Genomic DNA, 12,624 nt, shown 5'->3' with positions numbered 1-12,624 from the left:
GCGGAATCCGGACGTCCGAGGTCGGCCCGGCCATCGCGGTGGTCAGCAATACCAGCGACACGGCCAGCAGGATGGTCGGGACGTGCCGCCACTTGGCTGGCCCCGCCGGCGCCACCCGCTCGAGCACCTCCATGTTGGCGAAGCGCAGTACCCGGCGCCGACGGGCGAATTGCTGCACGACGTAGAGGCCGATCACCAAGAGCACGATCAGCAGGACGACGAAGAACCAGGCGTTCTGGAAGCCCGTGACCGATACCGGTCCCAGCAGGGGCACCTTCATGTCCAGCCACACTATGCGTCGAACTCCGGCGGTGCATGGGCCGGCGCAGGGGACTATCCGGCGCCCAGATCGCGGCGCTGGGTGAACTTGATATCCAGGCTGCGCAGGTGCGTTTGGAGGCCGGCGTCCTGGACCGGGATCAGATGGGCGGGCTCGTCGGTCTCGTTGTAGTGGGCGTGCCACAGCCCCGGCGGGGTGGTGAAGGCGCAACCGGCCCGCCAGTCCACCCGGGTGGGGTTGACGATGTCACCGTGCTCGTCGAGGCGGGTGCCCAGCAGCGTGTAGCAGCCGAACTCCGGCGCATCGAGGATGAGATCCACGGCGACCGACTGATGCCGGTGCGGGCGCTGGACCTGGTTGGGTGGCAGCACGCCGAACATGGCCCACAACACGTGGGTGATGGTCAGCGTCTGCTCTTGATTGGCGTTGGCCAGTAGCACGCTGACCCGGCTCTTGTCGTTGGCGCCGGGGCGGGAGGCGATCTCTTCCAGCTTGGCGACGGCGTCGGCGCGGCGAAATTTTGTCGCCGCAAAGCGCGGCTGCGTGGCTTCGGCGCCCAGGTAGCGCATCAGCGGCTCGTCGTGCACCCAGTACATGGCCGTGTCGGTGGCGGCGTAGAACACCGAGTGGCTGCCCGCCGGCAGCGTGACGAAATCGCCCTTCTCCCAAGCGATCAGCCGCCCGTTGACCGCCGCGAAGCCGCTCCCGTACAGCACGTAATACAGCTGCGAGGTGGCGTTGGGGCTGGTGTCGACTTGCTCCGCGGCGCGAATGCTGACGAAGTTGGCTAGCAGCGCCGGGCTGGTCGCCGCGCCGGAATCGATACCCAGTTCCTTGGCGAGATCGAGTGGGATCACGCCGGTCGGTGCATCGAGGTAGAGCTCGGGATCGAACCGCCGCAGCGGCATCGGTGGAACGTGGCCGGATCCGATCGGGTTGGCCGCTTTGGAGTACTCGAAGTATTCGGCCTGCCGCTCCCATTCCTCGAAACGGCCCTCGAACCCGTATTCGGCCACGTTGACCATCGGTGCCGGAATCGTCGGATCCAAGTTCGGCGTCACCACTTGCTGCGCGGTGGGCATCTGCGCCTCCTATGCTTAAATATGTATCGTATCTGAATAGTATTTATCTTGTATCTTAGCATAAATCCTTGCAGGTAGGGCCGGTCGGGGTAGGGTGTGGCCACGAGTGAGATACGACTTAGCCACCAGAAGAGGGCGCGCATGGCCAAGGTTCCCAGGTCCGGTACGGCCAAGGACCGCGCCCTGGACTATGTCAAGACGCAGGTACTCACCGGCGAGTTTCCCGGGGGCGAGCTGATCAGCGAAGGTGATGTCGCCTCCGCGCTGGGTATGTCGCGCACCCCGGTGCGCGAGGCCTTCCTGCGCCTGGAGGCCGAGGGGCTGCTGCGGTTGTATCCGCAGCGCGGCGCTCTGGTGGTCCCGGTCTCGCCCGAGGAGGTCCGGGCGGTCATGGAGGCCCGGCTGGTGCTGGAGCAGTTCGCGGCCCGAAAGGTGATCGGACGCGGCCCAGCCGTCTGCGCCGTGGTCTTCGAACGGCAATCCGGTGAACTGCGGCGGCAGCGCGACTCCGCGGCGTCCGCCGATTGGCGGGTATTCCTGGAGTCCGACCGCGCCTTCCACGCCATCACCCTGGAAGAGTCGGGCAACACGATCCTGGCGAATTTCTACTCGACGTTGCGCGACCGCCAAATGCGGATGATCGGGGAATCGGCGCTGCGCGAGCCACAGCGGCTGGCCACGATCATGACGGAGCATCAGGGCATCGCGGAAGCGTTGCGCGACGGCGACTTACCGCGCGCGCAGCAGGCAGTGCAGACCCACTTGGCCAGCACGGTGCGAGCCATGGGCCTTTCGATGCTCTAGGACTCGGGTGGCAGATCCGCGGCGGTTGCGGGCTGCGCGGTCAGGTGATCGAGGCGTGTTCGCATCCGACCGCGGACCATCGGCACGCAATCGTCGGGTAGCTGGGAGACGACCTCGACACCGGACTGGGTGAGTTCGTCGAGAAATCTCGGTAGTTGCTCCATCGCGCCGGTGGGCAGATCGTGCAGTACGACCACGGTGTGCGAATGGATGCGGGTATCGGCGAGCGCTCGGCTAACCCATCCCTCGGCGTCGGCCCAGTCACGCGGGACGCTGTTCCACAGGACGCAGGTGTATTTTTCCGCGATGAGGTAGTCGACGGCCGTTTGATTCAGACAGCGCCGTTCGAGTGCCCCCTCGGTTCCCCACGGCCTGAAGTACCGATCGCCATCGGTAAAATCTCCCAAAAGCGTTTGTGTGGCGCTGATCTCGTGAATGGCTTCCGCCGGGGAAAGCTCTCCGAGGGGTAGTCCGTGGGTGTACGAGTGATTGCCGATCCGATGCCCCTCGCGCACGGCACGCGCCATCAGTCGGCGTCCCGCCGGCGCGCTAACGTGCTGCCCGACTACGAAGAACATGGCGGGCATCTGACGCTGAGCGAGTGCATCGAGAACCCGGTCCGTGACCCCCGGTGTCGGGCCGTTGTCAAATGTCAAAGTGATCTTCGACGACAGGTTCTCATGCATCAGGTGCTCACCCGTCACATCCATCGTTGCCTGACTGATTGATCAGACAGTATGTTATCGGGTAGCCGGCGATGAAGAGAAGAGTCGACGTTGACCGCAACCGTTTCGAATGGGCCCGACACCGCTGACTCCGCGGTGGCAACCGGCGACGCCCGACAGCGAATCCTGCAGACGACGATGCGGTGCTTCGGCACGTACGGCTATGAAAAATCGTCGATGAAGCTGATCTCGGCCAAGGCCGGCGTTTCGCAGACCCTGCTGCACTATCACTTCGAGACGAAAGAAAAGCTTTTCCAGGCCGCGATCGACCACATGGCCAAGACGATGTTCTCCACCGCGTCGGCCCGACTGGCCGACCGGATATCGGTGCAGGACAGCCTGAACGAGGCGGCCGATCTGGTGTACGGCCTGTTCATCGACAACCTCGAAGCGGTCACGTTCATGGTCGAATTCGCCGCATCGGCCAACCACAATGAGTTCCTGCGGACCGCGTACGTCGACTACCGCGATACTCAGCGCCGGCGGATCGCCGAGCTACTGCGCACGATCGTTGGTGACGATGCGCCGCCACATTTGATCGACGAGACGGTGCACCTCGTGGAAATCGTGCTGCTGGGCATGTCGATGCAACGGCCGTTCATTTCCGACACTGAACGCTTCCGCGGCGATTTCGACACTTTCGCGCGGATGATCGCCACCCACATCACCCAGGGATTGAAGCCGAGGCGCCGATGACTGCGAACACCACCACCCAGGCAGTGCCGCCGATGGCCACGGACGCGGTGACCGGATCCGGTGCCAGACGAATCTTTGTGCGCCGCTACGACAACGACAACGCCGACTATGTTTTGGTGCTGGTGCATGGCACCGCCGGGAACAGCGAAGGTTACGACACGTTCGCCGAGCACATGCGGCGCAATTATCGCGCGGCGGTCTATTCGTTCGACCTCACTGGGCACGGTCGCACCGAAGGAAAGGCGGGTGTGTTCAGTTTCGAGGCCTTCCTCGAAGACACCAGGGCAGTAACCGATTACGCCGCGCGGCGCACTTCCCTACCCGTCATCGTGCACGGCGCGAGCCAGGGCGGCGAAGTCGCATTCCACGCGCTAGACGCGTGCCCAGCCGTGGTGGGCGGTGTGTGTATGAACATCTTGCTCAACCACGAGGCGCCAATGAGCTTGGCGATCCGGCTGTTTCAGTCGCGCCCGGCGCGATTCGCGGCAGCGAAGATAGGGGATCGGTTACGAATCCCGCTGCGCCGGTTCATTGACTTCAAGGCCGCCTACCAAGAAGACCCCGGCTTACTGGAAGCGAAGAAAAAGGACCCGCTGTACGTCTGGTCGTATGGGTTGCGAAGCTATCACTCGGTCTTCAACTATGTCCCGCGACTGCCCGCCGCGGCCAACACGAAACCTGTCTTGATCACGTGTGGCGAGCACGATGAGATAGTCGGCGCCGAGCACTGCCGGGCATGCTTCGAGCGGATCGGCGGGACCAAAGACTTTTTCATGATGCCCGGCGGCGGCCACCAGCTCATGTTGTTCGACAGCAACGTCTACAGCCGAGTCATCGATTCGTGGATTCGGGAGCGTGTGCTCGGCGGAGCCCAATCATGGGAAGCGCCAATCGAACCCGAAGAGCGAAGGTACTTCGAGTTCCTTGACCACGAACGGGCCAACGACGCAGTCGGTGAGCCCGAGTACCGTTACTCGATCATCGATCGCGCGCTGATGCGGATCAGCAACGGGACGATCGAGCGCGGCGTCCGCTACTTCTCCAACGCCGATGTCAGCGCGCAGTGGCGTTTCACCGCGGAGCTTGTCAGCGAAATAGATTACACCGCATGGGATTTCCTACGCGACTATCTCCCGTCCACCGATGATCAACGCCCGACGATGGCCGTGGTCGGCTGCGGCGCCGGAGGGGCGATCGCGGGATTGCTGAAACGCTATCCAGAGCTGGGCGGGTGGGACATCGTCGGCGTCGACGTCGACTATAAATCGATCGACGCGGCCCGCAAGCGCTTCGCCGACCAGCCCGGTGTGAACTTCATCGTCGGCGATGTACGAAACCCGGATGTGTTGGCGGCCAGTCGGTTCGACCTGATTTACCTGCACGGAGTCTTCGACCATTGCACGGAACACCGCCGTCTGCTCGATAGCGTGTTCAGCGCGCTGAAGCCGGGCGGTCGAATGTTCTACGTCACACCAGATCGCAACCTGTTCACCTGGCTCTGCTTCGTCACGGTTGGGCCGCTGTACGTGTTCGGTCTGCACAAACCCAACCACGACTTTCGGCGATTCCCCCGCCCGGCCGAGTTGAATACCATGCTCCAGCACGCCGGTTACGAGCTGCTGCCCATGCGAGGCCGCCCGACCACACCAGCCGTGGTCGGCCTCGAGTACAAGTCTGGGATGAATCCGTTCCCGGTCAAAAGGTCGGTGCGCTCTCGCGCCCTCGACCAGGAGATTTTCAAGCACACCAGCCCCAGGTGGTGGTTGCGGAACGGCTTCATCGGTGAGTATGTCGGAGCGGCGCAAAAACCGACCCGATGATATTTCGACTGCCGCGCCCGAAACTTCCTCAGCCGTGCACATTCACTGGCGTTTGAGCGCAGGGCGTCATTAGGATGCTGCTACGCGGGCCGGGCGCCCGCACATAAAGGGGGACACGTATGGGTTGGGCACTGGCTCCGAAAGTCCGCGACGCGATGACGAGAGCGGCTGTGGCAGCGGCGTTGCTCGGGATCGCGACGGGTGCGGCAGTTCCAGCGAATGCCGCGCCCGGGTTTGCACGCCCACCCGGTGCGCCCATTCCGCTCGACGACCCCGATCCCAGCCTGCCCATCAACCCATCTGATCCCCGTTGCCTCGCGACGCCCGAGGTAGCCCAATGTCAGGGTGGACCGTATGCCCCAGCCGGTGCTCCCACCGGCCCGGCTGACATTGCATGCATCAGCCAGCCCGCCAACCCGGTGTGTGCGGGAGGTCCATACGCCCTGCCACCGGCCGCGCCGCCTGGGCCACCGCCGCCGTCGCTAGCCCCACCGCCGCCGATGGAAGCTCCGCCGCCGCTGGATCCGCCGCCGATAGCGCCGCCACCTAATGAACCGCCACCCGTGGCGCCACCGCCGATCGCACCGCCACCAATAGCACCGCCGCCGATGGAAGCTCCGCCGATGGAGCCGGCCATGCCGGTCGCACCCGCAATGCCGTCCGACCCCGGTATGGGCGGGACGCCCGGGCACATATGACGGTGATCCATCAGCCGATCAGCCGATCAGCACGGCATAGCGCGGTTTGATCACCTCGTCGATGATCGCCAGCCGCTCGTCGAACGGGATGAATGCCGACTTCATCGCGTTGATGGTGAAGCGCTCAAGGTCACTCCATCCGTAGCCGAAAGCCTGCACCAGTCGGTGCATTTCGCGGCTCATGAAGGTGTCACTCATCAGCCGGTTGTCGGTGTTTACGGTCACCCGGAAGCGGGCACGGGCCAGCAGATCGAACGGATGCTCGGCGATGCTCTTGACGGCACCGGTCTGCACGTTGGAGCTGGGACACAGCTCCAGCGGAATTCGCTTGTCCCGCAAGATTGATGCCTGCTGGCCCAGCCGGACTTTGCCGTCGTCTGACACCTCGATGTCATCGACGATGCGCACGCCGTGGCCCAGCCGGTCCGCACCGCAAAAGGCGATCGCCTCATGGATGGACGGCAGCCCGAAAGCCTCGCCGGCGTGAATGGTGAAGCGGGCGTTGTGGTCTCGCATGTACTCGAAGGCATCCAGGTGCCGTGTCGGCGGGTTGCCCGCCTCTGCACCTGCGATGTCGAACCCGACGACTCCCTTGTCCCGGAACCGGATCGCCAGCTCGGCGATCTCGCGGGACACCGCCGCGTGCCGCATCGCGGTGACCAACAGGCGCACCACGATCGGGCGCCCCGCCGCGGCGCATGCCTTCTCGCCATCGGCGAAGCCGGCCAGCACGGCGTCGACGATCGCGTCGAAGGACAGCCCGCGGTCGATGTGCAGCTCGGGCGCGAACCGGATCTCGGCGTAGACCACCGAGTCCTCGGCCAGATCCTCCACGCACTCGTAAGCGACCCGATGCAGCGCCTCGGGTGTCTGCATCACGGCTACGGTGTGCGAGAACGGTTCCAGGTAGCGCTCCAGCGAGCCGCTGTGCGAGCGGGTGCGAAACCACCTCGCCAGCTCGTCGACGTCGGTGGCGGGCAGCCCGTCGTAGCCGACCTGGCCGGCGATGTCCAGCACGGTCGACGGGCGCAGCCCGCCGTCCAGGTGGTCGTGCAACAGGGCCTTGGGGGCCCTTCTGATCTGCTCCAGCCCCAGCGGTGCGCTCATGCGGCGATCCGATCGATGATCAGCGGTCGCGGGTGCATCCCGGCCGCGTCGGCTTCGATGTTCCACCCACCGTCCAGTTCGGCGAGCGCGGCGCCGAAGCGCTCCGGGGTGTCGGTGTAGAGAGTGAACAACGGCTCACCGGCGGTGACCGCCTCGCCGGGGCGGCGGTGGATCCGGATACCGGCACCCGACTGCACCCGCTCGCCCGGACGGGACCTACCCGCCCCGAGCCGCCATGCCCCCAGCCCCACTGCCATCGCGTCGATATGGCCCATTGTGCCGCCCCGCGGGGCGGTCACGGTCTCGGCATGCCGACCGATGGGCAACGGCACCGACAAGTCGCCACCCTGGGCCGCGATGAGCTGGCGGAACCGGTCCATCGCGGTACCGTCGCGCAGGGTGTCGGCGGGATCGCGGCCGTCGATCCCGGCCAGTTCGAGCATCTCGGAGGCCAGCCGCAGGGTCAGCTCGACGACATCAGGCGGTCCGCCCCCGGCCAGCACCTCGAGCGACTCGGCGACCTCGAGGGCATTGCCCACGCTCGCGCCGAGCGGGCGGTCCATGTCCGTCAGCAGCGCGCGGGTGGGCACCCCGTGCGCCGCGCCCAGTCCGACCATGACGTGCGCCAGTTCGCGGCACTGCCGCTCGGAGTCCAGCAACGCCCCGGAACCGACCTTGACGTCGAGCACCAACGCGCCGGCCCCCTCGGCCAGCTTCTTGCTCATCACCGAGCTGGCGATCAGCGGCAGCGACTCGACGGTGGCGGTGATGTCGCGCAGCGCGTAGAGCTTGGCGTCGGCCGGGGCGAGGTCCCCCGCGGCGAAGATGGCCGCGCCGACCTCGCGCAATTGGTCGCGCACGCGCTGATTGGACAGCTCGGCGGTGAACCCGGCGATGGATTCCAGCTTGTCCAGAGTGCCGCCGGTATGGCCGAGCCCGCGGCCCGAGGCCTGCGGCACCGCGGCCCCACAGGCGGCGACGACGGGCACCAGGGGCAGGGTGATCTTGTCCCCCACCCCACCGGTGGAGTGCTTGTCGACCGTTCGCAGGCCCAGGTCGCCGAACTCGAGCGTGTCGCCCGACGCCAGCATCGCCGCGGTCCACCGGGCGGTCTCGCCCCGGTCCATGCCGCGCAACAGGATCGCCATCAGCAGCGCCGCCATCTGTTCTTCCGCCACCTGGCCGTCGGTGTAGGCGCCGACGACCCAGTCGATGGCGGCGTCGGACAACCGGCCGCCGTCGCGCTTGGTCCTGATCACGGTGGGCGCGTCGAACGCGGGGCGCATCAGCCGCGCCCGGCTTCCAGATCGTCGGGGCCGAAGGCTTCCGGTAGCAGGTCGCCGAGGCGGCGCGGCCCACCTGGATGGTCGATCAGCAGCTCGGGCCCACCGTGTTCGGCCAGCACCTGGCGGCACCGGCCGCACGGCATCAGCGGCGAGCCCCGCCCGTCCACGCACGCCAGCGCCAGCAGCCGGCCGCCGCCCGTGGAATGCAGGGCGCACACCACGGCGCATTCGGCGCAGAGACCAAGGCCATATGAGACGTTCTCCACATTGCACCCGGTGACCACCCGGCCGTCGTCGACCAGCGCGGCCGCCCCGACCCGAAAGCGCGAATACGGGGCATAGGCACCCGCAGCAACATCAATTGCCTTGTCCCGCAATGTCTTCCAGTCGATCTCAGGCATACGAAACCCCGCTCACCCATCGCCGATTCCGACAGTCACCCTAGCCGCAAAACGGCATTTCGCTCGACGGACATTGGCGCAAGCCACACCGTGTGCGAGCTAAGCTCAAGTGCCCGGCGTGACTGACGTTGGAGTCGGAAGAAGGCGGTGAGGACTGGGGTGACTACGCAACCGACAACCGCGGATCAGGCGGCACCGGGATCGGCTCCCTCGCGCAAACGCAGGCCACCACGGACGCTGTACCGGGGCGACCCGGGCATGTGGTCGTGGGTGCTGCACCGGATCAGCGGCGCAACGATCTTCTTTTTCCTGTTCGTCCACGTTTTGGACGCCGCGATGCTGCGGGTGAGCCCACAGACCTACAACGCCGTGATCCACGACTATCAGATGCCCATCGTCGGCCTGATGGAATACGGCCTGGTCGCCGCGGTGCTCTTCCATGGGCTGAACGGGATCCGGGTGATCCTGATCGACTTCTGGTCAGAAGGCCCGCGCCACCAGCGCCTGATGTTCTGGATCGTCGGCATCGTATTTCTGCTGCTCATGGTGCCGGCCGGCGTGGTGACGGTCATCCATATGGTGGAGCACTTCCGATGAGCACTCGGGACCTTCAAGCGGGCAGCCAATCCCGCAGGGGCGACCTCGCCCCGGTCAAACAGCGCCTTTACGACCGCCCCGCCAGCCTGGACAACCCGCGTTCGCCGCGGCGCCGGGCCGGCATCCCCAATTTCGAGAAGTTCGCCTGGCTGTTCATGCGGTTCTCCGGGATCGCGCTGTTCGTGCTGGCGATCGGCCACCTGTTCATCATGCTGATGTGGGATGACGGCGTTTACCGCATCGACTTCAATTACGTGGCACAGCGCTGGGCGTCGCCGTTCTGGCAGTTCTGGGACTTGGCGCTGCTGTGGCTGGCGCAACTGCACGGCGGCAACGGCCTGCGCACCATCATCGACGACTACAGCCGCAAGGACAGCACCCGGTTCTGGCTCAACAGCCTGCTGCTGTTGTCCATGGGCTTCACGTTGGTGCTGGGCACCTACGTGCTGATGACGTTCGACCCGAATATCGGAGGCTGACCTGTGATCTCGCAACACCGGTACGACGTGGTGATCGTCGGCGCGGGGGGTGCCGGCATGCGGGCCGCCGTGGAAGCCGGACCGCGGGTGCGCACCGCGGTGCTGACCAAGCTCTACCCCACCCGCAGTCACACCGGCGCCGCCCAGGGCGGCATGTGTGCCGCGCTGGCCAACGTCGAAGAGGACAACTGGGAATGGCACACGTTCGACACCGTCAAGGGCGGCGACTACCTCGCCGACCAGGATGCCGTGGAGATCATGTGCAAGGAAGCCATCGACGCGGTGCTCGACCTGGAGAAGATGGGGATGCCGTTCAACCGCACCCCCGAAGGCCGCATCGACCAGCGCCGCTTCGGCGGGCACACTCGCGACCACGGCAAGGCGCCGGTGCGCCGGGCGTGCTACGCCGCGGACCGCACCGGCCACATGATCCTGCAGACCCTCTACCAGAACTGCGTCAAGCACGACGTGCAGTTCTTCAACGAGTTCTACGCACTCGACCTGGTGCTCACCCAGACCCCGAGCGGTCCGGTGGCCACCGGCGTGGTCGCCTACGAGCTGGCGACAGGCGAGATCCACGTGTTCCACGCCAAGGCGGTGGTGCTCGCCACCGGCGGTTCGGGCCGAATGTACAAGACCACCTCCAACGCGCACACGCTGACCGGCGACGGCATCGGCATCGTCTTCCGCAAGGGACTTCCGTTGGAGGACATGGAGTTTCACCAGTTCCACCCGACCGGACTGGCGGGCCTGGGCATTTTGATCTCCGAGGCGGTGCGCGGGGAGGGGGGCCGGCTGCTCAACGCCGACGGCGAGCGCTTCATGGAGCGCTACGCCCCGACGATCGTCGACCTGGCGCCCCGCGACATCGTCGCCCGCTCTATGGTCCTCGAGGTGCTGGAGGGGCGCGGCGCGGGCCCCAACAAGGACTACGTCTACATCGATGTGCGCCACCTCGGTGAGGACGTGCTGGAGGCCAAGCTGCCCGACATCACCGAGTTCGCACGCACCTATTTGGGCGTGGACCCGGTGCACGAGTTGGTCCCCGTCTACCCGACCTGCCACTACGTGATGGGCGGCATCCCCACCACCGTCACCGGACAGGTGTTGCGGGACAACACTTCTACGGTGCCGGGGCTGTACGCCGCCGGCGAGTGCGCGTGCGTGTCGGTGCACGGCGCCAACCGGCTGGGCACCAATTCGCTGCTGGACATCAACGTGTTCGGCCGCCGGGCCGGCATCGCCGCGGCGAATTACGCTCGCGGGCATGACTTCGTCGACATGCCGCCGAACCCGGAGTCGATGGTGGTCGGCTGGGTGGCCGACATCTTGAGCGAGCACGGCAATGAGCGCGTCGCCGACATCCGCAACGCGCTGCAGCAGTCGATGGACAACAACGCCGCGGTGTTCCGCACCGAGGAGACACTCAAGCAGGCGCTGACCGACATCCACGCGCTTAAGGAGCGGTACGCACGAATCAGCGTGCACGACAAGGGGAAACGATTCAACAGCGACCTGCTGGAGGCCATCGAGCTCGGCTTCCTGCTGGAACTCGCCGAGGTGACCGTGGTCGGCGCCCTGAATCGCAAGGAATCTCGCGGCGGGCACGCCCGCGAGGACTACCCCAACCGCGACGACGTCAATTTCATGCGCCACACCATGGCCTACAAGGAAATTGGGGCCGATAGGCGGGGCAGCGACCTGCTGAGCGACATCGCGCTGGACTTCAAACCCGTGGTGCAGACGCGCTACGAACCCAAAGAACGGAAGTACTGATGGCCGAGAGCGTCGGAACCGAAGAGGAAGCCGAGGTCGACACCAGCCTGCAGCCGCCGCTGCCGGCGATTCCCGACGGGGCGGTGATGGTGACCGTCAAGATCGCGCGGTTCAACCCCGACCAACCCGACGCCTTTGCGGAAACCGGTGGCTGGCAGAGCTTTCGGGTGCCTTGCCTGCCCAGCGACCGGATGCTCAACCTACTGATCTACATCAAGAGCTACCTGGACGGGACGCTGACCTTCCGGCGCTCGTGCGCACACGGAGTGTGCGGCTCGGACGCCATGCGCATCAATGGCGTCAACCGGCTGGCCTGCAAGGTGCTCATGCGCGACCTGCTGCCTAAAAAGCCGGGCAAGGCGCTGACCATCACGGTCGAGCCGATCCGTGGGCTGCCGGTGGAGAAGGACCTGGTGGTCGACATGGAACCGTTCTTCGACGCCTACCGGGCGGTAAAGCCGTACCTGGTCACGACCGGCAACCCGCCGACCCGCGAACGCATTCAGAGCCCGATCGACCGGGCCCGCTACGACGACACCACCAAGTGCATCCTGTGCGCGGCGTGCACCACCAGTTGCCCGATCTTCTGGCATGAGGGCAGTTACTACGGCCCGGCGGCGATCGTCAACGCGCATCGTTTCATCTTCGACAGCCGCGACGAGGCAGCCGCCGAGCGCCTGGACATTCTCAACGAGGTCGACGGCGTCTGGCGGTGTCGCACCACGTTCAACTGCACAGAGGCATGCCCGCGCGGCATCGAGATCACCAAGGCGATCCAAGAGGTCAAGCGCGCGATCATGTTCTCTCGCTAGCCACTTGTTCGGTCGGCTGCCCTGCTACGTCACATCCGTCACGGGAGCCGCTGTCCGCAAG

Annotated in this window: 13 protein-coding genes; 7 read left to right on the top strand and 6 right to left on the bottom strand. The window is 65.7% G+C overall.

All coding sequences use genetic code 11. The features are described 5' to 3' along the window. Both A5686_RS01225 and A5686_RS01220 read right to left on the bottom strand, forming a co-directional pair. Positions 1–280, bottom strand: a 280-nt coding sequence (locus tag A5686_RS01225; RefSeq protein ID WP_197520440.1) for a BatA domain-containing protein, incomplete at its 3' end; no start/stop codon positions are given. Positions 281–333: 53 nt separating this feature from the next. Beyond that, positions 334–1,362, bottom strand: coding sequence for a cupin (locus tag A5686_RS01220; RefSeq protein ID WP_067929973.1), 1,029 nt, complete (start codon positions 1,360–1,362; stop codon positions 334–336). A gap of 141 nt (positions 1,363–1,503) precedes the next feature. Here A5686_RS01220 and A5686_RS01215 point away from each other — a divergent pair, with 141 nt between their 5' ends. Beyond that, positions 1,504–2,166 (top strand): GntR family transcriptional regulator, encoded by a 663-nt coding sequence (locus A5686_RS01215; protein ID WP_067929971.1) that lies wholly within the window; start codon positions 1,504–1,506, stop codon positions 2,164–2,166. Here the strand turns inward: A5686_RS01215 and A5686_RS01210 are convergent. Then, positions 2,163–2,876 carry a polysaccharide deacetylase family protein gene (locus tag A5686_RS01210; protein WP_082947408.1) on the bottom strand — a complete coding sequence of 238 codons (714 nt, stop codon included), beginning with the start codon at positions 2,874–2,876 and terminating at the stop codon, positions 2,163–2,165. The two genes, A5686_RS01215 and A5686_RS01210, sit on opposite strands and share 4 nt — an antisense overlap. A 66-nt stretch (positions 2,877–2,942) precedes the next feature. Between A5686_RS01210 and A5686_RS01205 the strand changes: the two genes are divergently transcribed. Beyond that, positions 2,943–3,587 carry a TetR/AcrR family transcriptional regulator gene (locus A5686_RS01205; protein WP_067929969.1) on the top strand — a complete coding sequence of 215 codons (645 nt, stop codon included), beginning with the start codon at positions 2,943–2,945 and terminating at the stop codon, positions 3,585–3,587. Then, positions 3,584–5,407, top strand: a complete 1,824-nt coding sequence (locus tag A5686_RS01200) for an alpha/beta fold hydrolase (protein WP_067929967.1) — start codon at positions 3,584–3,586, stop codon at positions 5,405–5,407. The genes A5686_RS01205 and A5686_RS01200 overlap by 4 nt, the downstream gene beginning before the upstream one ends. A 716-nt stretch (positions 5,408–6,123) precedes the next feature. Here the strand turns inward: A5686_RS01200 and A5686_RS01195 are convergent. From A5686_RS01195 to A5686_RS01185, 3 genes are read right to left on the bottom strand one after another with little or no spacing between them, the layout of a single operon-like run. Next, on the bottom strand, positions 6,124–7,212 hold the full coding sequence (locus tag A5686_RS01195) for an adenosine deaminase (protein WP_067929965.1): 1,089 nt from the start codon (positions 7,210–7,212) through the stop codon (positions 6,124–6,126). Beyond that, the gene (locus A5686_RS01190) at positions 7,209–8,498 is read right to left on the bottom strand and encodes a thymidine phosphorylase (protein WP_067929963.1); all 1,290 of its coding nucleotides are present in this window, start codon (positions 8,496–8,498) and stop codon (positions 7,209–7,211) included. The genes A5686_RS01195 and A5686_RS01190 overlap by 4 nt, the downstream gene beginning before the upstream one ends. Next, positions 8,498–8,899 (bottom strand): cytidine deaminase, encoded by a 402-nt coding sequence (locus A5686_RS01185; RefSeq protein WP_067929960.1) that lies wholly within the window; start codon positions 8,897–8,899, stop codon positions 8,498–8,500. Before A5686_RS01185 ends, A5686_RS01190 begins: the two co-directional genes overlap by 1 nt. A gap of 258 nt (positions 8,900–9,157) precedes the next feature. Between A5686_RS01185 and sdhC the strand changes: the two genes are divergently transcribed. The 4 genes from sdhC to A5686_RS01165 are packed head-to-tail and all read left to right on the top strand — an operon-like array spanning position 9,158 to position 12,563. Next, positions 9,158–9,496 carry a succinate dehydrogenase, cytochrome b556 subunit gene (gene sdhC, locus A5686_RS01180; protein ID WP_067929958.1) on the top strand — a complete coding sequence of 113 codons (339 nt, stop codon included), beginning with the start codon at positions 9,158–9,160 and terminating at the stop codon, positions 9,494–9,496. After that, a complete protein-coding gene (locus A5686_RS01175) occupies positions 9,493–9,975 on the top strand; it encodes a succinate dehydrogenase hydrophobic membrane anchor subunit (protein WP_067929956.1) in 483 nt (160 codons plus the stop codon). Before sdhC ends, A5686_RS01175 begins: the two co-directional genes overlap by 4 nt. A 3-nt stretch (positions 9,976–9,978) precedes the next feature. Then, positions 9,979–11,751 (top strand): succinate dehydrogenase flavoprotein subunit, encoded by a 1,773-nt coding sequence (gene sdhA / locus A5686_RS01170; protein ID WP_067929954.1) that lies wholly within the window; start codon positions 9,979–9,981, stop codon positions 11,749–11,751. Beyond that, on the top strand, positions 11,751–12,563 hold the full coding sequence (locus A5686_RS01165) for a succinate dehydrogenase iron-sulfur subunit (protein ID WP_067929952.1): 813 nt from the start codon (positions 11,751–11,753) through the stop codon (positions 12,561–12,563). Before sdhA ends, A5686_RS01165 begins: the two co-directional genes overlap by 1 nt. Positions 12,564–12,624: the final 61 nt, after the last annotated feature.

The organism is Mycobacterium sp. E2479, assembly GCF_001667925.1.
Lineage (GTDB): Bacteria > Actinomycetota > Actinomycetes > Mycobacteriales > Mycobacteriaceae > Mycobacterium.
Note: the sequence above shows the minus strand (reverse complement) of the source record. Positions and strands in the feature narration are given on the sequence as shown.